The organism is Paenibacillus sp. GCM10028914 (genome assembly GCF_042666275.1).
Taxonomy (GTDB): Bacteria; Bacillota; Bacilli; order Paenibacillales; family Paenibacillaceae; genus Paenibacillus_AQ.
Genome location: NZ_JBHTFO010000002.1, coordinates 234,261 through 256,802, shown reverse-complemented (window position 1 = coordinate 256,802; position 22,542 = coordinate 234,261). Strand labels below are relative to the sequence as shown.

Genomic DNA, 22,542 nt, shown 5'->3' with positions numbered 1-22,542 from the left:
TGTTATCGAAAAATGAAACGAACGCTATCATGTCTACTAGTCATGGTAATGGCGCTTTCCATCCTTACGGCTTGTGGAAGCAAAAATACCGATTCAAGCGCTGAAGGCAACACAGGAACAGCTGCTGCCGGAGATTTGAAAGAGAAGGAACTTGTGAAGCTGAATGTGGTCATGATGGCTTCGAATAAGAATGATACGGCAGAGGTCGTTAATGCCGTTAACGAGATTACAAGAGAAAAGCTGAATGTCGAGATGGATGTCACTTTTATCTCCTACGGTAATTATGTACAGCAGACTACAATGATGTTGTCATCCGGGAAAGGTGTGGATCTGCTTCCTATCTATATGACACCGCTAGCTACGGTTGCAAACAACGGTCAGATCATCCCTCTAACCGAATTGCTTGAGAAGTATGGACAAGATCTCGTGAAGGAGATCGGAGCAGAATACATCGAGAGCGGCCGCGTAGGTGAAGACATTTATGGTATTACAACCGGTCGTGACCTTGCCAAAGCCTACGGCTTTGAGATGAGAAAAGACTTGGCTGATAAATACAACATCGACTATGCAAATATCAAAACGCTCGATCAGTTAGAAGAAGCATTAATGACGATCCACGAAAATGAGCCTAACATTATTCCAGTTGTTCCTTCGAATGGTGAATTGGTTCGTAACTGGGGATGGGACACACTGGGCGACGATATGACGAACCTTGGTGTACTACTGGACTACGGCAAGGAACTGAAGGTTGTTAACTTATATGAAACGGACTTCTACAAAGAGTTTGTTACACGCATGAACAAATGGTATAACTCCGGTCTGATTATGAAAGATGCGATCAACAACACGGAAAATGTCGGTACGATGATGAAAGCAGGCAGTGCTTTCGGTGGATTTACCAACCTGAAGCCTGGCTTTGATGTTCAGGAAACAAGAAACTACGCTACAGAGATTGTCGTTTCTGAAATTGTTCCTGCCTACACAACGACTTCTGACGTGCAAATGGCTACTTGGGCGATCAGCAATGGCAGCAAAAACCCTGAAGCAGCTATGAAATTGCTAAATCTAATGTATACAGATCCTGATATCATGAACCTCTTGATTTACGGTATCAAAGACAAGCACTATGTGACTGTTGGCGATGCTGCGAATGGACAATCCATTATCGATTATCCTGAAGGCACGGATGCTTCCAATAGCGGATATCCTCCAACCGGCGGCTGGATCTGGACGAACCAAACCATCGGTCACGTTTGGAACGGCAATCCCGCAGATTACTGGGAAGTTCAGAAGGAATTTAACGATACCGCAATCCGTTCAGCAGCATATGGTTTCACCTTCGATTCAAGCCGTGTTCGCAACCAGTTCACTGCTGCTTCTAACGTAGTTGCTAAATACCACGATGCCTTGATGTCTGGCGTGCTTGACCCTGAAACTACATTACCAATCTTCCAGAAAGAACTGAAAGATGCGGGAATCGACGACATTATTGCGGAGAAGCAATCTCAGCTTGATAAATGGGCTGCTGACAAGAAATAATCCTGGAAAGAGCAATCACTATACAGATTGATCTAAAGAAAATACCCTCCAACGGAGAAGGCGGAATTATTCTGGAGAAGCGTAGCGGTCACCTAAAAGTTTTCTAAGGAAAACTGCTTCGGAAGCATTTGCTTTGTCCCCAGATTTAGACCATTAACACCAAGATTCAAAAGAATCTGGGGACAACAGTGATCGGAAGAATGATCCGCATTCGTAGTGATGCAAGGGCTGAATATCTCTAGTCTCAATTTATATTAGATTGCTTTGCTTCACTATAAGCTGGAAGGAGAATGGCCATCATGGCAGCGCCTAAGGTAAAGAGAACTGAATTTGCAGCCAAATACAAACGTTTTATTCCCATGTACATCATGATGATTCCCGGGCTCATTTACCTGCTTATCAACAACTATGTTCCAATGGCTGGTATCATCATCGCTTTTAAACATATTAACTGGAACAAAGGCATCATCGACAGTCCATTCGCAGGCTTCAGCAATTTCGAATATCTCTTTAAGACGAAGGAAGCTTGGATCATTACGCGCAACACCTTAGGATATAATCTTGCCTTTATTATTCTCGGCACGTTGCTGGCTGTTGCCATTGCAATAATACTGAATGAAATTCGCTCAAAGTTCTGGAAAAAGAGCTACCAGACGATCATCCTGCTTCCCTATCTAATTTCCATGGTCGTGGTAAGCTATCTGGTATTCGCCATGTTCAGCTCGGAGTCCGGCTTTGTTAATCATTCAATTCTGGAGCCTCTCGGTCTAGAGAGCATTTCATGGTATACAGAGCCGAAGTACTGGCCTTATATCATAACCACTGTGCATCTATGGAAGACGGTTGGATACAGCTGTATCATCTACTATGCTACAGTGGTCGGTATTGATCGCGGTTATTATGAAGCTGCTGTAATTGACGGTGCCAACCGCTGGAAGCAGATCGTACATATCACATTGCCTGCGCTCAAGCCGACAATGATAACGCTTGTACTGCTTGCCATCGGTACGATCTTCTATTCTGACTTCGGCCTGTTCTACCAAGTGCCTATGGATTCCGGTCCATTGTATGATGTTACGAATACGATCGATACGTATGTTTATCGCGGATTGATCAAACTGAACGATGTCGGCATGTCTTCTGCCGCAGGGGTGTATCAATCACTGGTCGGCTTTACACTCGTCTATATCGCCAATCGACTCGTTATCAAATACAGCAAAGAGAACGCGCTATTCTGACGCAAAGGAGAATCGAAAATGGTTGATAATGGTAGAGCCTTTCAGATCATCGCGAATATCTTTATGTTCTTGTTGATGATATTCTGCTTGTTTCCGTTTGTACTGCTGGTCGTTTCTTCTTTTACAGATGAAAGCACACTGATTCGTAACGGTTACTCACTGTTCCCGGAGAAGTTCAGTTTGGAAAGCTATGCGTACATGTTTCAAAAGCTGGATACGATTGTAAGAGCCTATAGCGTTACCGTCATTGTAACGGTTGTTGGTACGGTTGCTAGCTTGCTGCTCACGGTATTGCTGGCATATCCTCTCTCCAGAAGAGACATGCCTCATCGCGGAAAATTCGCTTTCTTCGTCTTTTTCACGATGCTGTTTAACGGTGGGTTAGTACCTACCTACATTATGTGGACTCGATATTTAAACATCGATAATACGATCTGGGCCTTGATCATCCCTGCACTATTACTCAATGCCTTCTATGTTATTATGATGCGTACATACTTTACGACAACCATACCTGATGAAGTCATTGAAGCCGGAAGAATGGACGGCGCAGGAGAATTTCGTATTCTCTTCCGCCTCGTTCTCCCGATGTCCCTCCCGATGGTTGCTACGCTTTCGCTCCTCATCGGACTTAACTACTGGAACGACTGGAGAAATGGTCTGTATTACCTGACTGACCATAGCTTGTTCAGTGTTCAGAATATGCTGAATACGATGCTGCAGGATGTACAATTCCTCGCCAGTGGTGGAGCTGGCGGCAATGCTAGCGAAATTGCCGCTACCCTGCCAAGCGTAGGCATTAAGATGGCGATTGCCGTCGTTGGGGCTTTACCGGTCATCATTGTGTATCCATTCTTCCAGAAGTATTTCGTAAAAGGGATTACGGTCGGGGCTGTTAAAGGCTAGATAAATTCACACATAAACGGACAAGAAGCGCAGCATGAATTCCTGCCTGCCTATTGTCCGTTTTTTGTCCAATTAACATCATTAATCAGATAGATAAGAAATACTAAAGTCCTAGTAGAGTAGCCACATGATATAATATCTTTTAAAACCAAATTTAGCTAAGGTGACGACATCATGATAAGAAAGTATAGTGCTTCATTTAAGATGAATGTGTTCCGTGCTTTACTTCTGATCACGTTTCCCCTGATCGGGATGCTTCTTGTGTTCAACTTCTATTCTTATTACGCCTATAACGAAAAGTTTGTGGAATCAAATGAGCAATCCTTCGATTTGTATGCTCGAAATATGCAAACCGATCTGGATGCCGTAGATAAGTTCTTATCTAATGTCGCCGTAAGCGATTACAACTATCTTACGCTAAACAGCCCTGTCAATGCGCTCCGGGCTCATGTTGCGTCTCATGAAATTATGACGCAGTTCAATACAGCGCTCAACTCTTATGAAGTGGCCAACGCCTTCTTCATCTATAGTGCGGTCAATAACACCTACCGAGATATTTTTGAGAGCGGGTATAGCTATGAAACAAAAGAAGCCATCCGGCAGCAGATGCGCACACTAACACATGCCTACGAGAACCATTATTACAATGGCTGGCTCTCTTTCGAAGTTGAAGGGAAAGCTTATCTTTTTAGACTTCTTGGAAAGAGCGGCACTTACGCTGCAGTCATGGTGGACTTTGATCGGATTCCTTCAATGGATCTTGTTCAAAAGGGAACTGAAGTCATCTACGCTAACCAACAAGGTGTACCGCTGACAAACCAACAATTTATTGCAGATAACCGTATCCGGCTAACCGAAAGCAATGATAATTTCATACTGGTCGGACAACCCATACATAACACAGATATTCAACTGATCTTTGCCGTACCGAAACCAGGTGTTTTCAAGGGGGGATTAGCTTTATTGTTCTCACTATCCCTGTTCACCATATTGCTCGTTACGATCAGCCTGTTCTTCCTGAATCGTTCCGTCCTCTCACCATGGCATCGTCTAATGACGAGTATAGGCAAAGGTTCTGAACAAGAGCGGACAGAAGAGTATTATATTGAAGAGTTTAAACAAGTGGATGCTGCTTTTCACCATATGACCAACCAGATCAATCAATTGAAGATTGTCGCCTATGAACATGAGATTGAGCGGCAGAAGGCAGAGCTTCAGCATCTGCAGCTGCAGATTCGCCCTCACTTCTTCCTTAACTGCTTAAAGAGCTTGTACGGGATGGCACAGCAGCAAAGTTACGAGCGGATTCAACATATGATTCTGGCGATATCCAATCACCTTCGCTACAATTTCAAAGATAATCTGCAGCTGGTGTCCCTTCATCAAGAAGTGGATCATGTTCTTAATTACATTCGTATTCAGCAGATTGGTCTTCATAACCCTCCTCAGTGCGAATGCAGTATAGACAGTGGACTGAATGATTTTGTCATCCCACCCTTATCCATACAAGCGTTCGTTGAGAACAGTGTGAAATACGCGATGAAGCCGAATGAACAACTCCGAATTGAGATCAAAATCATTTTGCTGGAGAGCGATGATGGAGATTATGCAGATATAATCATTCAGGACAATGGAGATGGCTTTATGGATTCGATTCTGCCCGAGCTTAATCATGGTGACAGCAGCATCCATACGGATATACACATCGGAATAAGTAATGTACGACATCGCTTGTCCATGCTGTACGGTGAACGAGCCATGCTTGCCTTTTTCAATAATGATAAGGGAGCGGTTGTCGAAATTATTCTCCCAATCAACTCAAGAATGAAGGACAAGGAGGAATCTTAAATGAACGTTCTAGTCGTGGATGATCAATATGATGTTGTGCAAGGAGTTATCGCAGGAGTGAACTGGCAGGAATTGCATATAGACAACGTTTATCCTACCTATGGTCCAGATGAGGCAAGAGCCATATTACATACGAATCAAGTACATATTATGCTGTGTGATATCGAAATGCCGCTGGAGAATGGACTGGAATTGTTCAAATGGGTAAAGACTCAATATCCTGCCATTGAGTGTATCTTCCTCTCTTCTTATTCCGAATTTGAATATGCTCAAGAAGCCATTCAACTAGGATGTTTCGACTATATTCTCCAGCCTGCAAGATACGAGAATATTCAGGCATCCATTGAACGTGCGATTCACAAGATTCATGCCGATACCCATATGCAGCAAATATATGAGTATGGTGCTTACTGGCGACAGAATGAAGAATTTTTGCTGGAGAACTGTATCCGCAGCTTCATGCTCGATCCCGGGAAACAACCTCAGCAGCTTCTTCGAGATTTGAGTAACATTCATATCTCTGTCTCTCCTCATACGCAGTTCTGTTCCGTCCTGATCCAGCTTACCAGTGCGAACAAGGAACCTGTGAAATATGAACTGAGACATGTATTAACTAAACTCATTGAGCCTTTTGAGCTAAACCTTCTATTCGTGCAGCTGGATCGGGTGAATTATTTAGCGCTTCTATATACCGAAGGCGTATTCGATGTACATATTACAGATTTAATGAAGCCATTTATAACTGCAATACAGAATGAGCTGGGTTGTTCAGCCGCTTGCTATGTCTCCGATATTGGGCAACCTGATAAACTCAAGCTCCATTACAAATCTCTTATCCATATGCGGCAGCAAAATGTCGCTTTATACAGTAAAGTCTTTACGATGCAGCAACTCAATCAAATAAAAGAAAACTTCTACTCTATTCCAGACATGCAGAACTGGTCTATACTGATATCCCATGGCAGTAGTAAAACCGTGCGTGATCAGATCCATAGCTACCTTCTCCAGCAAAAGCAGCTTGGCAATATGTCTGCTGAATTTCTGGCCCGATTCCATCAGGACTTCATTCAATTATTTCTGACAGCGGCCAACCATATGAAGCTCGAGGTGAATAACATCTTCTTTGAGCAATACCCATATGCTGACTATATCCAGGCCTATACTTCGCTTGACAAGATGATTGATCTGGTCAATTTCACCCTCGATTATATTGAGGTGCATGCCACAGAGGCGAGCAAAATTCAGTCACCTATTGAAAAAGCCATTGACTATATCAATCAGAATATCGAGAAAAACTTCAGCCGCGCGGAAGTCGCTGAAGCCATCTACCTCAATCCGGAATATTTATCCCGGTTGTTTAAGAAGGAGAAGGGCATATCCCTGAATGATTTTATCGTTACCCGAAAGATGGAGATCTCGAAATCGCTCCTAACGAGCACGCATATTCCGGTGCATATCATTGCATCCAAGGTGGGGTATTCGAACTTTTCTTATTTCTCACAGGTGTTTAAAAAGCACTGTGGCCTGACTCCGATTGAATATCGGCAGCAGCAGGAATCATGAGTGAAACCCAAAGATCCATGTTTTGCGGCATATATCCTTTTCCCTGTAGCCTGGACGCTACGCGTACGAATCATTCCTCCCATCGCTGTTGTATTCCAATTTCTTTGAACTGGTTTTATCTTTGTAGAAATTGGAACACAAAGGATATGCTTCCGATGTGAGCTTTTCTTTGAAAAGCTTTTAGGCGACCGCTATCGCTTGTCCGGAAACGCTTCGTCCCCTCCGCTGCTTCGTGCATATCCATCAGAAGAAGCGCACGAAAAGCCGCTTTTCCCTTATTCACAATCTGTTAAACTGGGCGAAAATAAGTAAACAAATAAAGGAGCTGTCCCTAAGTAGAAATCTTCTTAGGAGACACCTCCTTTTGTCGTTTGTCCTCAATCTCTAAAATTGAATCTTCTCCAAATAAAGCCCGTAAGCCTCTGCCATACCACCCGTTTGGCTTCGTTCTTTGGAGGCTATAATCGCAGGAATGTCTTCTGCTTTCTTGTCGCCTAATCCGACCTCAATCAACGTACCGACTATTTTTCGAACCATATTATACAGAAATCCATTGCCGCTTACCCGGAACTGGATAAATCCGTCCACCTCTTCGATATCCAGCGAATAGATGGTACGCACTGAGTCCTTCTTCTTGGATTTGGCATTGGAATACGCCGTAAAATCATGTTCCCCGATAAAATGCTGTGCTGCCTTTTTCATGAGTTCGATATCCAGCTTCTTCGCGACATGCATACTATACTTCCGCATAAAGGGGTGGCTATACGCTTCATTCCAGATTTTATAGATATAGGTTTTATCCTTAGCGTTATATCTAGCGTGAAAACGATCATCCACCTGTTCAACTTCAGTAATGCTAATGTCCGGTGGAAGATAATGATTCAAGAAATTCATAATTTTAGATTCAGGCAGTTGGTCGCTGATCTTAAAATTCGCCACCTGCGCTAGTGCATGAACTCCCGCATCGGTTCTGCTCGAACCGATAATTTCGACCGGGTAGCCTGTCAAAACAGAAATGGCGTTTTCTATTTTCCCCTGAACCGTATTCTCGCTATCTCCCAGCCGCTGCCAGCCTTTATAACGTCCACCATCATATTGAATGGTTAATTTATAGTTATTCATATGTTTACTCCCTTTTCCTATATCACAAGGATGTCATTCATCCTATGATCTCACGAGATATGCTTGTCACTCGGATGCATGAACAGTATACCGATATTGCTGCTGATTTACCAGAGATGAGAGTCAGTTATTATAACAAAGAACCCCCATTCCCGCGTGAAATGCGGAGATGGAGGTTGTTATGCCAGTAGTTAGAATCCTGTTTTCGGTATTTCCTGTGGTATATCGGAGTATGGTAAACGTGATCCACTTCTAACAGCGTATATGTTATCATGGGCTTTCATCATGTGCGAGACGAATGGCATATACGGTTGCTGACAAACATCCACCACTCCGATCTGATAGTTCTCACCATCAAAACGGCCAAGAACTGGCTGATCATTCCACTGAAAATAATGAACGCCTATAATATTAGGGTTTGCTGCAGCTTGTTCAACATAATAACGATAGGCTTGCCCACGCTCTTCCTGTGTGGAAAATGCTCGAATGCCGCTCGCGAGCATCCCTACATCGGTCGCTCCAAAATGAAACTCGCCAATCATAACAGGCATGTTCAATTGGTTAGAAATGAGCTGAACCAGCTCTTCATCTGGTTTCAGTTGATAGGCATTTAAGGAAAAGACATCGAAATACTCGCATCCCTCAAGTATTTCCGGTCTAGATATGAATGCATACCGCATACCCAGATTCATATGATTCGGGGCCGCTTTTCTGCAAGCTAAAGCTGGAATTTCAACATAACGACGGATCATAATTCGATCAAACTGCTGCAGAACCTCACGAACATCCGGTTTGCGTAATACATCATGTGTCGTCGTTAATATTTGATCAAAGTTATCATATTGACTCGCCCACGCCTTGTTCAGTTCTTCGATACTTCCATATCGCACACTCAGCCACTCTATTAAATGTTGCTTACTTTTCAGTGGCGCTGGATTCTTAAGCAGCATTTCACTTAAACAAAGATCATCCACGAACGCCCAGTGTGGTTCATTTCGCATAAAATAACCAACCATATAACGGTTATCACGCATGGTCAGGAGCTGTTCAGCAAATTGCTGAGCCCGCTGTTCATAGGTATCACAAAATACATCGGGAAAATCACGGTATACTAAATGCTCTGTTGACGGATAATTATCCATCGGATACACAAACGGCATTTGGGCATACTCAATGAACTCCGGGTCTGACCAGTTAGCAATCGTATTAAACCCCCAGCTTATGAGCCTATGCTTTGTAAGTGCTGCCCACTCTTCCTTCCACGTTTCACCGAATGCCTTTATTAAGTTGGCTACTGCAAAGTCATATCCGCGCTCGGATACCGCTTCTTGAAACTCATCACCTGTCTGAAGCTGTTTCGGAAACAGATGACTCACTTGTTCATAGGAAGTTTCACTATGAGGGCGGACACAATCCATACCGGCGCTAAATAATGCATATCCGTCCGGATCTACGAGCCACCATCTTCCGTCATCATACTGTGTACGGAAAAATCCTGTAGATTCAAACTGAAGCTTGTTCCATCCCCCGTAACCATTATCAACGGATGAAGACACGCTGTTTCGTTCGCCCTGAAGGAAAGACATCAGTTCTTCCTCTGACTGCATTTTTTCAGGCCAGTTCTTATGTAGGCATTGTCCCATCGAATCTATATAAGGAAGATGGTCATTCTTCTGCTCAAGCGGTACTTGACTCAAATACAATGGGCCCATGGTCCATTCCCTATCGTTTACGGAAGGAATGCTGGTCAATGATACTGCCTTAATCTTGGCCGGATCAATAGAATCATCACCTCTCAGAACGCATTGCATCATTCCCGGGAACCTCTTCAGAAAGAGCTTCTGTCCATTTACAACAGCTAGAGGCACACAAATTCTTGTTCTTACATAAGGCAATGTTCCCACGTGAATTTCAATCCGCTTACAGTGTCCATTCCGTTCTTCCTCTTCAAAGGTCACCACAACAACCAATACATCGTGGGATTCATGATACAGATCAAATTGCAGGTATTCATAATCCGTCCAATTGATTTCTGGAGTCTCTAATCGAAGCTCTCCACCCATTTTCCCCGCCTGAACATGATATTGATCCACTTGCTTTTGAATAGAAATCGAACCCGAGACAGGAACAAACTTGTCAAATTCAATAGTGTTCAACATGGAATCCCCCTTACTCTTTGACTGCTCCTAATACGATACCTTTAACAAAGTACTTTTGTAGAAACGGATACACGGCCAAAATCGGGAAGGCTGCAATGAAGATCTGCGCAGCTTTCACAGTTCTTTGAGATAAATTCTCCAAGTCTCTTGGGTCCAGACTAATCTTGCTGAAGTCCTGTTGAACCACTACCGTTTGCAAATATGTTGCCATCGGATATTTATTCGAATCTGTCAAATAAATAAGACCATCAAACCAGGAGTTCCATTGCCATACTAACGTAAACAATCCAATGGTAGCGATGGCAGGCATGGATACCGGTAAATACACCCGCCACAAGGTCGAGAAAATACCTGCTCCGTCGAGATATGCAGCTTCCTCCAGTTCCTTCGGAATAGCTTTAAAGAAATTCATCATGAGTATCATGTTATATACACCCACGGCTCCTGGAAGCACCAACGCCCAAATCGTATTTACAAGATTAAGGTTTGAGATTAATAGATATGTAGGTACCAGACCACCATTAAACATCATCGTGAATACAAAGATCCAAATGTAATAATTCCGGCTTTTAAAATAATGATATTCTTTGGAGAGTGCGTATCCCGCCGCTATAATCAAACTCATGCCTATAGCTGTTCCCAATACGGTACGCAGAATCGAGACGAAGAATGAACGGACAAAGTTGATATTATTAAGCGTTTTATCATAAGACTCTAGTGTAAAATCAACAGGCCATAATCCAACGATATTCGCATTAGCTGCACCGCGTCCGCTGAAAGAAACAGCCAAGATATGAATCATTGGAAAAATACATAATAGAGCCAATATAATAAGAAAAGATGAATTTATTACGCTGAAAACCTTATATCCCTTACTTTTATAGTACATATCGATCTCTCCTTCTCCTACCAGATTCGGTAATTGGCATATTTATAAGCTAACCGATAGGAATAAACCACCAAGGCAAAGCTAATGACGGACTTAAATAGTCCAATTGCTGTAGCGAAGCTGAAATTACCCTCCAGTAAAGCGTTACGATATACAAACGTGTCTATAATGTCCCCTTTTGCATAGACCAGTGGATTATAGAGGTTAAACACTTGGTCAAAGCCTGCATTCAGAATGTTTCCTAACTGAAGTGTTCCAATAACTACAATAATCGGAAGCATTCCAGGCAACGTGACATTTAACACCTGCTTTAATCTGGAGGCACCGTCAACCTCAGCCGCCTCGTAGATCGAAGGATTGATTCCTGCAATAGCTGCAAGATATACGATGGCGCTAAACCCAAACTCTTTCCATATATCACTGACCACGAGCGTGAACCTAAACCAGTCCCCATCCCCAAGGAAGAATATTGGCTGAATCCCAAAGAACTGTAGAATCTGATTGATCAAGCCGCCGTTGATTGAAAGTATATCTATGAGGATTCCCCCTAAGATAACCCAAGATAGAAAGTGCGGCAGATAAACAAGTGTCTGGATGGAGCGCTTAAGACCCATATGACGAACTTCATTCAATAACAGTGCAAAAACAATCGGAAATATCATTCCAATGGATATTTTGAGCACAGCGATGATAAACGTATTCCATATCACACTAACCGTGTCATCGAATAAGAAAAGCTCTCGAAAATGCGATAAACCTACCCAATCTGATCCAAAGAACCCGAGCCAAGGCTTGTAATCTTGAAACGCAATAACAAGTCCGAACATCGGTACATATTGAAAAAGAATGGTAAGCACAAACGCCGGTAAAATCAAAACATGCAGTGGCAACGTTTTCTTAAAATCCCCTCTCAAATTCGGTCGTTTAGGGTATTTCTTCGGAAGCTGAATGTTCAAGTCTTCTCGACTATTCTCTCCATTCAAATTGGACATATCTCTCTTTCTCCCTTCAAATGTCGAACCGTGTAGGATGTGTTCTGTGTTATAATAATTGTACCTATCGTGGGAGAATCTTCCTATGTCCGGATCTTAACTTCTATGTCCTCACTCAGAACTATTTAACTGTCCACATAACATGAGGTGCCAACAATGGTGAAGTACAAACTGTTCCGAATTTTACTTTTTTCCTTTATAGCCATTTTGCTTGCGATCAGCTTACTGTTTGCGATAACAGAACGGGTAAGTGAGAATGTACTTCAGCAGAACCTGCAAAACACATCGTTAAATCAACTTGAACATGCACTACAGGAAATGGAGCAAGATCTTAAGCAGCTTGAAATACTAACTGTACTTCTCTCCAATGACAGCAGCATTAAAAGCTACGATACCTCCAAAGACTTCGCACCTTACCTGAACAGTCTGCTCTTGCGCAAAACAATCGAAGAAAAATTATTAACCCAAAGCTACGCCAATATCGTACATAGCAGCGTTTATGTATACTGGCCGCAGCTTAATCAAGTTCTTACTTCACCAGACAACAGGACAATCCGCACTTATAACGAAGAAGAATGGCCAGAACTGCCCAAGTTTAAATGGTTTATTAGTGATGAGAATGTCTTTGAGCTTCGTTATATTCTGGTCGCGCCTTTCCTGAAGACGCAGAACCTCAGCGACGTTAATTTCACGGTGGAAACATCTCTCGGAGAACGATTTCTTCAGAATGTGTTAACTGGCGTTGAAGCAGTGGGAAACGGAAAGGCTTTCTTTTATAATCCTAACTTTGACCCGGTAACCTCGGGAGAACTGAATGAACCGCTATTTCAGCAGATTCGCGACTTGTATGCAACCAATCAATTTTCAGCAGGAAAGCTAAACCATCAGACGGTTAAAATAAATCAAGAACACTACTTAATTCAGTCAGCTTCAAGCTCAGTACTGGATTGGGAGCTAGTTCATTACATTCCATTAGACGATTTTTTGAAACCGCTTAACAAGACGAAAACCATAACCCGGTTCAGCCTTGTGTTCCTGCTGTTATCAGGCATATTGATGCTTCTGATTCTATACCGCAATATCATGAAACCATTTAGTTATCTCATTCGAAAAATTGAAGCCCTGGGAAAAGGCGCTTACGAAAGCAGAGTCCATCTCAAGTTAAACAATGAGTATGATTATTTATTCGAACGTTTCAACGAGATGGCGGCTCGAATACAAACCTTGATTGAGGATGTTTATGAAGAAAAGCTGTTATCCCGTGAGGCGGTTTACAAGCAGCTGCAGTCGCAGATTAACCCGCACTTCCTGTACAACTGTCTCTTCTACATCGTCAGCATGGCCAAAAAAGATCCAAATGCCGTTACACAAATGGCACAGAATCTGGCTGAGTATTACAGGTTTATTACCAAAAACAATGTACAGCATGAGATCACCTTGGAGGAGGAACTGAAATGGATCAATAGCTACTTATCCGTTCAAAGTCTCAGGAATCCTAAAATTATATATTCCATTGATATTGAAGAATCCATGAAACAACTGCTAGTACCACCACTGTTTTTACAGCCCATTGTTGAAAATAGTATTGTTCACGGGATCGATAACAAAATTGGTGCGGGACAGATTAGAATCAGCGGCCAAGTAGTGGATAGCATATACTGCTTCTCCGTTGAAGATGATGGATATGGTCTAAATCCAGAGGAAATGAACCAGCTCATCTCTCGGATTATAAATAAACACAATAGTGATGGATCGGGATTTGGGCTTTGGAATATTCATCAGAGGCTGCAGCACCGCTTTGGTAACTCTTCAGGTGTTCGAATTGAACATTCTGAATTAGGCGGCTTGAAGGTTACCGTTCATTGGACATCGAAGGAGGACGAACGCTTACTATGAATATGTTAATTGTAGATGACGAGGACTTTGTATTAGACTACCTGACCGATCATATCGAAAAAGAGCAGTTCGGCATCCAGCAAATATTTCGTGCTAATTCAGTAGGTGAAGCGTTATGTTACGTCGGAGAAAATGTAATTGATATTATCATTACAGATATTCGTATGCCCGAAAAAAGTGGGCTTGAGCTGCTCGCACAAATCCGGAATCAAACACCAGGTACGATCGTTATTCTCTTATCTGGTTATGCCGAGTTTGATTATGCCAAGCAAGCACTAAGCCACGGTGCCTTTGACTATCTGCTTAAGCCGGCTTCTCCAGACGAAATAAATGAGTGCATAGATAAAGCCCTTAAAGAGCGGCAACGACATGATCAGCAAATTAAACATAATGACCGTGAACAAGATCAGAAGACATTGACGAATATTCAGTCATCGAGAGAGCAGCTATTACTTGATCTTCTTCTAGGAAGCCGTTATACCGTTGGCACTGTTTCCGAACGGATAGCCGGACTCGGGATGAAGAACCTTTCTGATTCTCACGTGAAACTGGCAATCTTGCGTCTGGAAGCGAAAAAGTCGGATACTCAAGACTCTCTTGAGGACATCCAGCTTCTCTCTTATTCTCTAGCGAATATAGCTGAGGAAGTTTTCAATACAGGATTATCAGAGCCTTGTTTCTGGAGCTGCCGAGATCCTCATAATTACACAATTGTTCTGTTCAATGAGAGTTATTGGAAGGACGAAGATCAGTTTCATAATAAATTTTTAACTTTTCAACAGCAGGTTCAGCTCTATCTCAATCGCTCAGTATCCATCCTTATCAGCCAGTCACACGTGTTTCCTAAGCAACTTGATCATGTATACCTAGAAGCTTTAAAGTACTTCTGGAAGCACATTGGAAGTCACACCGACGAACTTCAGTACATGAACACTTCTATAAAAGGGACGGAATACAGGCCATTAAGTCGATTGTATCAACCGCCATCCATACAAAATCTATTGGAATCCGGACAATGGCATGAAGCCAGTGACAGACTGAATTTTATATTTCAAGAATTGGAGTCTGATCTATACCGAACGCAGGATCATTTACTAGAAATTTATTATTATTTATGTAATGCTCTATCCTACATTGCTCATAAACAAGGTTTAAGATTATTAGATTTGGTAGAGCAGCCGGAATACTTGCGAAACGGGTACTATTTCAAAACACCAGCTCAATTAAAGAACTGGGTGTTATCCTTAATTGAACAATTCCAGAAAAGCTTTGAGGAGCCTACATCCAGAAAGCATTCCCATATCATTATGCAGGTTCATCGCTTTATAGATCAGCATCTGAATGAGGATGTCACGTTGAAGACGATTGCAGATCATATCTATCTACACCCCGTTTATCTGTCGAGACTGTACAAGAAAGAGATGGGGATGACACTGTCTGCTTACATTACAAAAATCCGCTTAGAGAAGGCTGTATATCTCTTAACACAGACCAACAAGAAAATATTCGAAATATCCAAAGAGATCGGATATCATAAACCTCAATATTTTATCAGCCTGTTCAAAGAACAGTATCTGCTCACCCCTCAAGAGTTCAGGGACAAGCAGCTAGTTGAATCTGCAGACAGAAAATAAGCTATCACAAAAATCCCCCTTTCCAGTCGCTAGTAGACTTAGAAAGGGGGATTTCGATTATTTAGTTACACTTTCATACCATTCATTCACTTCGTTTTCAATCTCCTGGCCGCCTTTTGCATACCAATCAGCTACCAGCTTATCAAAGCTATCTAGAGGCTCTTCCGTAAATATGATCTTTGCATACGTTTCAAGAAGCATCTTGTCCAAGCTTCCGCCCTTGCTCCGCATCGTTTTTGTCGGTGCGCCCAAGAATTTATCCGGTGTATTGGAATCCTTTAATTCGTAGTTTATAGCACCAGCCTTCATAGTAACCTCGTTCTGTGTCATGGCTCTTTTTTCACCTTCCGTAGTCGGCTCTTTACCATTAAAGAGGTCATAAGCTGTTTTTGAGTCCTTTAACGGAATCTGTGGTGCGTTCCAGAACAGTGTGTACTTGCTCGGCGTGCCTTTGCTATCCACAGGTGTAGGGAATTTCTTACCGTCATATTCAGGCTTCCCATCAACTAATGCATAATCATAGCCTTCGAAGAATCCGTATTTAAAATCTCCTGTCTCGTAAGCAAAATCATAAATCTTATCAAAGTATTCAAAGAAACGATCCATATGCTTGAAATCCTTATTGAACAGCATCACTCGGTTCTCGTTAAGCGTATTCATAAATCTAGCTGATTTTCCATCCGGTCCAGTCGGCAAAGGATAAACATTAATTTTTGCATCTGGGTTAGTACCGTATAAATCTGCCAGCGGCCAGCCCTCTGCCCAGCTTGGAGCAGCGATCATACCAGATCTGCCTTGAATGAAGCTTTCTGTAGCTTTGATCGGATCAAGAATTGGAGATTCAGGATCTATGTATCCTTTCTTCGCCCATTCCTTCATTTTCCCGAGTCCTTGCTTCATTTCTGGAAGAACGGATCCAAACTTTAATTTCCCATCAATTTCAGCCCAGGTTCCCGGAATGGAATTACCTGTATAAGCACCGAATATAAAGCTTGTATCAGACATCCAGTTTGAGAATCCTTCACGAGCTGAGAAAGCAAAACCAATCGTGTCCTTCTTACCGTTCTTGTCCGGATCACCATTTGTAAAAGCATCCATGACTGCCTCAAATTCATCGATTGTCTTTGGTGCTTGAAGATTTAATGCATCAAGCCAGTCCTGTCTTACCCATAGTACCGGGTTCGTTCCATCCCCCGCTGAAAAGATAGGAACACCGTACAAGCCATCCTCCGTCTTCAGCTGATTCAAAGACGACTCAAATTCAGTGTATAAACTCTTCAATCGTTCTGATGTATATTGATCAAAAGCTTCTGATATTTCCATGACTTTGCCGGATGCTATAAAATCAGCAACCAGTGATCTGTCCTGAACAATGAACATGTCGGGCAATTCTTCTCCAGTCGATAAAGCCAGTCTTAGCTTCGTATGGTAGGCGTTATTATCAGCCGTCGTCCAGATATCTTTGAAATCGATATCCAGTTTCTCCTTAGCCCATTTATTATGAATATTGTTCGTTATATCTTCTCCGTTCACAAAAATAACATCACTGCCTACAGGTCTTGCTGTAGTAATGGTAATAGGCCCCGCTTCTGCTGTCTCTCCAGCAGCAGGTGCTTGATCGGTTCCGCTGTCCGCCGTGTTCCCGCCTGAACAGCCTGCAATGAAACTAACCATGAGAAGCAGTAATAGTGAACTCTTCAATCTCTTTTTGATTTTCATATTGTAACCCCCTTAGGTAATAACCTTTCGAATATCTTAAGTATATTGAAATACTAGATAGAGCGTATATGCCCGATAATAAACATCTATGATTGAAAAAGAACTATTAACCTGCTTCTGCTGCTCAGAGACCGTATGAGTCCTTAATTTTTAGTAAGCGTCAAATCGTCACCATACGCATTAGCACTACCGGAAGGTTTATATACATAGACCGTTGCCGTTGTATTACTTGGGCCGGTTGTAAACGTAATACTTCCTTGAGAATAATCCGTAGTGGTGATGACCGAATATTGCTCTGTACCACCATAATTTTTCACGCCAATACGGACGGGCTGACTGCTGTTAGCTGTCTTAGCATAACCTGTAAGCGTGTATGTCGTACCCGGTTCTACATTCACGATTTGTTCTGCCGATCCCGGTCCCCCGGACAACTGAACAGCATACGTTCCACTTCTTGAATTACCACTTACTACACTGGCTGTATTCCAGTTGTACCATGGCGTCAGCACACCCTGTTCAAACCCGCCGTTAATCATCAGATTCGAAGTTGTCATAATCCCAGGGCCATTATAAGCACCACGGTTTGGAGCGGCAGTGGAAGAAACGGAGTTCCCCCAATAATCCTTGCCGCCGTTACTTGAAATAACTTTCCCCGTACCCATTGCCGGAGATCCTGTTACAAGCTTATATCCATCAACTGAGACTCTGCCAATTCCACCGCTGCCTGCACCAGCCAGCATAGGATTCAGTGTAGATTTGTTAGCATCTGCCGGTTCTCCCGCGGTATGGACTCCATAGATCGTGTTGTGATCAAACTGAAGACTCGCTATATTCGATAGTCCTTGCCAGCTGCCTGCACCTTGAAGCATCCATATATTATTCGTAAAAGATATCGACTTGGTATATCCGCCCCAGCTATTCACATAGATCGGCATGGTCGAACTGCCAGCTGGAAGATAGATCGTGTTGTTATACACCTGGGTATTCGTTGTAGGCCCAGCAAGCTGGAACACCCTTGCATAATCATTCTGACTAATGTTGTACCTTACAATGCCGCCATCATTCTTCGCACCAGCTGGTTGGCATATCAAAATAAAACCACCGTCATTATCATGGCTGTAATTGTACTGTACAATCGTGCCGGTTTGACCATAGTCAATATCAAATCCTTGACCGTCCTGTGTCGTATTTCCGTTAAAAGCCTCATTATATTGGATGATTGTATCGTCTGCATTCCATGCCCAAATACCTGCATTCACCGTTCCTGATCTCATATTGAAACCATTCACCGTGTTATATTCGACAATAGCTCCCTTAGTAGCCATTGGTACGATTCCATCTCCGCCAACATCTGTAACATAGTTATTCGATACCTTCACATTTGTGCTAGGATACCAGTTATTCGTTCCGCTGCAGCCACTGTCAGTCCGGCACCAATAATCCGAGTTAATATCGATACCCGTCCGATCTACGCGAGGTCCGACTGTATTTCCGTCAATCAGGATATCTTGATAATTCGATTTGACCGAGCCTGCAATCGTACGTACTTTAATTCCGGCACTTCCGTTTCCGTCCTTCACGTTGTTGCCATAAACATCGTGGACGTTATTTCCAATGAGATGAATGTGGTTAAGCGTTCCTGCATCCTGATTGACTACGTATATACCATTACGTCTTGAACTTGATCCATTGCTGTTCGTAATTTCGAGATTCTTAATTTCCCAGTACTGCTGATTATATAAATATACGGCTGCCTCATTGCCGTTACCGTTGATGAATGGTGAATTTCCCGATCCATATTGATCAATAACAATCGGTGCGCCGCTGGTTCCGCTGCCCTTTGGCCAAAGGGTTCCTGTCCAGCTTCCCCCACGCTTGAATAAAATTGTATCACCTGGCTGAAAGGTTACCGCGTTAACCTTATCTAATGATTTCCATGCACTACTTATATCTGTACCCGAGTTGGCGTCACTCCCACCTGCTGAATCAACATAATACGTTGCAGCCGATGCCGAAACTGCGTAGAATGCAGCACCTGCCAAAAATAGAACTACGGTCATACAGAAGCTTCGCATAAACTTGGTTATCATTCATCATTCACTCCTATAATCATTTGAAATCCGTTTTACTTCCATACTTAATGCTCTAATCTCACTTCTGAATTTAACATTTGCTGCTCGAGAAAAGATTCAAAGTAGTCATCGGTATATTGCCGAATCACCTCCTCCCTCATCTCAGCAAACTCTTTATATCCACCTGGTTTCACATCAGCAATCCTAACGATGAAAAAACTTGTTTCATCCTCTAATACATCACTGACTTCTCCTTGCGATAAACCACTCACAAGGTGATAGTAGCCACTGTGATACTTGGATATTTCTTTATAATTGTCTTCATTTATCGTCTCAATTTCTGTTAATCCCTGTTCTTCTTCAAGTTGTTGATAGATCTCCATAAAAGCTTGTCCTGCCTTCAAATCCCGCTCGATTTCAAATATCTTTTGCTCTGCATCCCCTGAAGCAGTCTTCGGCTGAACGATTTTATAAATCTTTATCGTATCGTGCTTTTTCGCTAATCTATCGCGATGCTGTTCATAATAATCCATGAGCTTTTGATCGCCGATATCTAGTTCTTGCTCAGACCACATGAGTTTAAGCGAATTTAACATATTGGAATGGCGGTAATCATAATAAGTCAGCTTTGTGTATTGCTTAGGACCATAGATGACTTCCTTATTGTTAAGTGCATCTGCTCTTCTCTTGTTTTCTGCATCTAACTCCTTCAAAAACACTGAAAATGAGCTATCCTTCATAATGTCGTATTTTACAGCGATCTGTTGAGCTGTCTTGATCTCCAGCATACGATCTATCGCCTGATCGCTATTGTGACCGCCTGTTGCGGACTGCCCGGATAACTGCATAATTAAGTTCATTTCCTCTTGCGCCACAGGAATGCTATTCACATATGCCACAATATCCCCGGACTCCATCTGTGTTGTTTCTTCTTGATCTCTTGGCGTGCTCAATATGAATAACATGACCAGTCCAATAAACAAGACCGAACCTAAGAGCAACATCATTTTCTTCATGCAATCACCTCAGATAATTTAAGCGCTTACATTTTATTGCTTCAGAATATCCCATTATGTAATCTAGGAACATGCCTGAATCTTAAGAATTAAGCCATATTTTCAACCATTTTAAAAAAAGCGAGACTCTTGAACCGCGCTACAATAGTAACTGGATCAAGAATCCCGTTTTTTCTGAATAATTAACCCTTAATTCCTGACATCGCTATACCTTGAACAAAGTATTTCTGCAATACAGCGAAAATGATGATTGGAACAACAACAATCAGACAGGCGCCGGCCATCTGCAAGGCATAGTTCTTACCCGCCTCCAGCTGGAAATACTCCAAGCCAACCGTAACCAGCTGCTTATCAATATCATTGATAAAAATAAACGGAGTGATGAAATCATTCCAAGTCCAGATAAAAGTAAAGAGTCCCATCGTAATTAACGCAGGTACCGCAAGCGGCAGAATGATTTTGAAATAAATCCCGAAATGCGATGCACCATCAATGAGTGATGATTCCGTAAGATCTTTAGGAATTCCCATGAAAAATTGACGAAGCAGGAAAATGAAAAATACATCAAACGCTGCTGGAAGGATAATAACCCAGTGTGTATTTATAAGCCCCATGTACTTATACAGCATGAATTTGGCCACGATGGTTGTATCATGTGGAATCATCATCGCACTTAAGAGAAACAAGAACAAAATATTCTTACCGGGAAATGAAAGTCTAGCAAATGCATAGGCTGCCATCGTCACGAAAAACCCTCGAAAAATAACGGTTAACACGACGGTGCTAAATGAATTCCAATACCACTGGAAGTAATACTTGTGATTAAATATCGTTTCATAATTCAAAGTATAAATGTTCTCCGGTATAATCTGCATCGGATTAACGAACACATCCGCCGGTGCCTTTAAGGAGGCTGAGATCATAAATACAAAAGGGACGACCATAATGATGCCAATGACCAACATGAATAGGTTATACACGCTTTTTCTTAATAATGTACCCATCGCTTCTGTCCTTTCCATTGAATAATCGTGATGACTAGCACAATGGCGAATAGGATCATCGCTTGCGCGGATGCATAACTGTAATGATTTAAGGTAAAGGCTTCTTCATAGATGTTTAAGGAAATAACACGTGAGGAAGTGCCCGGACCTCCGTTCGTCAACATTCTGACAGAAGCATAGTTTTGGAAAGAACCAATGATGCTTGTGATCACCAGGAAAAAGGTTGTTGGTGAGATAGCTGGAAGCGTGATGGACCATAGTCTTCTCAAGCGACTGGCTCCATCCATATCCGCCGCTTCATAAAGTTCTTTATTAACACCCTGCAGAGCAGCTAGAAATACAATCGTCTGAAACGCAAGGCTTTGCCATACATTGATGCCTGCAATCGTTGGAAGGGCTGTTTTGACGCCACTTAACCACATCGGTGGGGTTCCCCCCAGTTTTTCAATAATCTGATTAATCGGGCCTCCGAATGGATCCAGTAGAATGGACCATACAATGGACACTGCCACAACATTTGCTACATACGGCATAAGGATCAATGTCCGGGTAAGCCCCCGCAAAGCAAAAGTCTTATTTAATAAAGTCGCCATTATAAAAGAAAGAATAATGAGCCCTGGCACATAAAATAAGGTGTATATAAAACTCTTAACAAATGCATTTAAAGCAATAGGATCGTTGAATAACCGCGTGTAGTTATCGAAGCCGATAAACTTAATCATATTTAGTGGTTTAAATGTGTTGAAATCCATCAGGCTTATCATGATCGAATACAACATCGGGATCACGTTAAAAATAATAAATCCAATAACAAAAGGAAGAACGAAGATAAGAGCAGTTCCCTTTTCGCGATAACCTATCTGAGAAATCCTATATATAAAACTAGGTCTGCCTGTCTTTAAGTTACTTTTCATATGAATGGCTCCTTAGGAAGAATGAAGGATT

General features: G+C 42.3%; 17 protein-coding genes. 8 read left to right on the top strand and 9 right to left on the bottom strand.

Translation table 11 applies throughout. From position 1 onward, the window contains the following. The first annotated feature begins 12 nt into the window (after positions 1–12). The 5 genes from ACFQV5_RS01845 to ACFQV5_RS01825 all read left to right on the top strand — a co-directional run bounded on the left by ACFQV5_RS01845 (position 13) and on the right by ACFQV5_RS01825 (position 7,094). Positions 13–1,539: an ABC transporter substrate-binding protein gene (locus ACFQV5_RS01845; RefSeq protein WP_379243033.1), complete on the top strand. Its 1,527-nt coding sequence runs from the start codon at positions 13–15 to the stop codon at positions 1,537–1,539. 299 nt (positions 1,540–1,838) lie between these two features. Continuing rightward, a complete protein-coding gene (locus ACFQV5_RS01840) occupies positions 1,839–2,777 on the top strand; it encodes an ABC transporter permease (RefSeq protein ID WP_379243031.1) in 939 nt (312 codons plus the stop codon). A gap of 18 nt (positions 2,778–2,795) precedes the next feature. After that, positions 2,796–3,683: a carbohydrate ABC transporter permease gene (locus ACFQV5_RS01835; protein ID WP_379243029.1), complete on the top strand. Its 888-nt coding sequence runs from the start codon at positions 2,796–2,798 to the stop codon at positions 3,681–3,683. A gap of 174 nt (positions 3,684–3,857) precedes the next feature. Further along, positions 3,858–5,531, top strand: coding sequence for a sensor histidine kinase (locus tag ACFQV5_RS01830; RefSeq protein ID WP_379243027.1), 1,674 nt, complete (start codon positions 3,858–3,860; stop codon positions 5,529–5,531). Next, positions 5,532–7,094: a response regulator transcription factor gene (locus ACFQV5_RS01825; RefSeq protein WP_379243025.1), complete on the top strand. Its 1,563-nt coding sequence runs from the start codon at positions 5,532–5,534 to the stop codon at positions 7,092–7,094. A gap of 384 nt (positions 7,095–7,478) precedes the next feature. Here ACFQV5_RS01825 and truA read toward each other — a convergent pair whose 3' ends face one another. Beyond that, positions 7,479–8,216, bottom strand: a complete 738-nt coding sequence (gene truA, locus ACFQV5_RS01820) for a tRNA pseudouridine(38-40) synthase TruA (RefSeq protein WP_379243023.1) — start codon at positions 8,214–8,216, stop codon at positions 7,479–7,481. A gap of 44 nt (positions 8,217–8,260) precedes the next feature. Between truA and ACFQV5_RS01815 the strand changes: the two genes are divergently transcribed. Further along, the gene (locus tag ACFQV5_RS01815) at positions 8,261–8,407 is read left to right on the top strand and encodes a hypothetical protein (RefSeq protein WP_379243021.1); all 147 of its coding nucleotides are present in this window, start codon (positions 8,261–8,263) and stop codon (positions 8,405–8,407) included. Here ACFQV5_RS01815 and ACFQV5_RS01810 read toward each other — a convergent pair whose 3' ends face one another. From ACFQV5_RS01810 to ACFQV5_RS01800, 3 genes are read right to left on the bottom strand one after another with little or no spacing between them, the layout of a single operon-like run. Continuing rightward, positions 8,408–10,375: a beta-galactosidase gene (locus ACFQV5_RS01810; RefSeq protein WP_379243019.1), complete on the bottom strand. Its 1,968-nt coding sequence runs from the start codon at positions 10,373–10,375 to the stop codon at positions 8,408–8,410. 10 nt (positions 10,376–10,385) lie between these two features. Continuing rightward, positions 10,386–11,264 (bottom strand): carbohydrate ABC transporter permease, encoded by an 879-nt coding sequence (locus tag ACFQV5_RS01805; protein ID WP_379243017.1) that lies wholly within the window; start codon positions 11,262–11,264, stop codon positions 10,386–10,388. A gap of 17 nt (positions 11,265–11,281) precedes the next feature. Further along, on the bottom strand, positions 11,282–12,256 hold the full coding sequence (locus ACFQV5_RS01800) for an ABC transporter permease (RefSeq protein WP_379243015.1): 975 nt from the start codon (positions 12,254–12,256) through the stop codon (positions 11,282–11,284). Between the two features lie 156 nt (positions 12,257–12,412). On the opposite strand from ACFQV5_RS01800, the gene ACFQV5_RS01795 reads away from it, so the two are divergent. Together ACFQV5_RS01795 and ACFQV5_RS01790 are read left to right on the top strand one after the other, a co-directional pair. Then, complete coding sequence (locus ACFQV5_RS01795; protein WP_379243013.1) at positions 12,413–14,152, top strand: sensor histidine kinase; 1,740 nt, start codon at positions 12,413–12,415, stop codon at positions 14,150–14,152. Further along, a complete protein-coding gene (locus ACFQV5_RS01790; RefSeq protein WP_379243010.1) occupies positions 14,149–15,786 on the top strand; it encodes a response regulator transcription factor in 1,638 nt (545 codons plus the stop codon). The genes ACFQV5_RS01795 and ACFQV5_RS01790 overlap by 4 nt, the downstream gene beginning before the upstream one ends. Before the next feature lie 57 nt (positions 15,787–15,843). Here ACFQV5_RS01790 and ACFQV5_RS01785 read toward each other — a convergent pair whose 3' ends face one another. The 5 genes from ACFQV5_RS01785 to ACFQV5_RS01765 form a co-directional block, all read right to left on the bottom strand. Then, on the bottom strand, positions 15,844–17,505 hold the full coding sequence (locus ACFQV5_RS01785; protein ID WP_379243008.1) for a type 2 periplasmic-binding domain-containing protein: 1,662 nt from the start codon (positions 17,503–17,505) through the stop codon (positions 15,844–15,846). Between the two features lie 143 nt (positions 17,506–17,648). Continuing rightward, positions 17,649–19,595: a carbohydrate binding domain-containing protein gene (locus ACFQV5_RS01780; RefSeq protein WP_379243006.1), complete on the bottom strand. Its 1,947-nt coding sequence runs from the start codon at positions 19,593–19,595 to the stop codon at positions 17,649–17,651. A gap of 47 nt (positions 19,596–19,642) precedes the next feature. Continuing rightward, entirely contained in the window at positions 19,643–20,593 is a 951-nt protein-coding gene (locus tag ACFQV5_RS01775; protein ID WP_379243004.1) for a peptidyl-prolyl cis-trans isomerase, read from the bottom strand. Positions 20,594–20,775: 182 nt separating this feature from the next. Further along, positions 20,776–21,558, bottom strand: coding sequence for a carbohydrate ABC transporter permease (locus ACFQV5_RS01770; protein ID WP_379243002.1), 783 nt, complete (start codon positions 21,556–21,558; stop codon positions 20,776–20,778). 23 nt (positions 21,559–21,581) lie between these two features. Next, positions 21,582–22,511 carry a carbohydrate ABC transporter permease gene (locus tag ACFQV5_RS01765; RefSeq protein ID WP_379243000.1) on the bottom strand — a complete coding sequence of 310 codons (930 nt, stop codon included), beginning with the start codon at positions 22,509–22,511 and terminating at the stop codon, positions 21,582–21,584. Positions 22,512–22,542: the final 31 nt, after the last annotated feature.

Bases quoted from the DNA above. Each gene is read 5' to 3' on its own strand.
- ACFQV5_RS01845 (WP_379243033.1), top strand. From the start codon at position 13: ATGAAACGAACGCTATCATGTCTACTAGTCATGGTAATGGCGCTTTCC.
- ACFQV5_RS01840 (WP_379243031.1), top strand. From the start codon at position 1,839: ATGGCAGCGCCTAAGGTAAAGAGAACTGAATTTGCAGCCAAATACAAA.
- ACFQV5_RS01835 (WP_379243029.1), top strand. From the start codon at position 2,796: ATGGTTGATAATGGTAGAGCCTTTCAGATCATCGCGAATATCTTTATG.
- ACFQV5_RS01830 (WP_379243027.1), top strand. From the start codon at position 3,858: ATGATAAGAAAGTATAGTGCTTCATTTAAGATGAATGTGTTCCGTGCT.
- ACFQV5_RS01825 (WP_379243025.1), top strand. From the start codon at position 5,532: ATGAACGTTCTAGTCGTGGATGATCAATATGATGTTGTGCAAGGAGTT.
- truA (WP_379243023.1), bottom strand. From the start codon at position 8,216: ATGAATAACTATAAATTAACCATTCAATATGATGGTGGACGTTATAAA.
- ACFQV5_RS01815 (WP_379243021.1), top strand. From the start codon at position 8,261: ATGATCTCACGAGATATGCTTGTCACTCGGATGCATGAACAGTATACC.
- ACFQV5_RS01810 (WP_379243019.1), bottom strand. From the start codon at position 10,375: ATGTTGAACACTATTGAATTTGACAAGTTTGTTCCTGTCTCGGGTTCG.
- ACFQV5_RS01805 (WP_379243017.1), bottom strand. From the start codon at position 11,264: ATGTACTATAAAAGTAAGGGATATAAGGTTTTCAGCGTAATAAATTCA.
- ACFQV5_RS01800 (WP_379243015.1), bottom strand. From the start codon at position 12,256: ATGTCCAATTTGAATGGAGAGAATAGTCGAGAAGACTTGAACATTCAG.
- ACFQV5_RS01795 (WP_379243013.1), top strand. From the start codon at position 12,413: ATGGTGAAGTACAAACTGTTCCGAATTTTACTTTTTTCCTTTATAGCC.
- ACFQV5_RS01790 (WP_379243010.1), top strand. From the start codon at position 14,149: ATGAATATGTTAATTGTAGATGACGAGGACTTTGTATTAGACTACCTG.
- ACFQV5_RS01785 (WP_379243008.1), bottom strand. From the start codon at position 17,505: ATGAAAATCAAAAAGAGATTGAAGAGTTCACTATTACTGCTTCTCATG.
- ACFQV5_RS01780 (WP_379243006.1), bottom strand. From the start codon at position 19,595: ATGATAACCAAGTTTATGCGAAGCTTCTGTATGACCGTAGTTCTATTT.
- ACFQV5_RS01775 (WP_379243004.1), bottom strand. From the start codon at position 20,593: ATGAAGAAAATGATGTTGCTCTTAGGTTCGGTCTTGTTTATTGGACTG.
- ACFQV5_RS01770 (WP_379243002.1), bottom strand. From the start codon at position 21,558: ATGTTGGTCATTGGCATCATTATGGTCGTCCCTTTTGTATTTATGATC.
- ACFQV5_RS01765 (WP_379243000.1), bottom strand. From the start codon at position 22,511: ATGAAAAGTAACTTAAAGACAGGCAGACCTAGTTTTATATATAGGATT.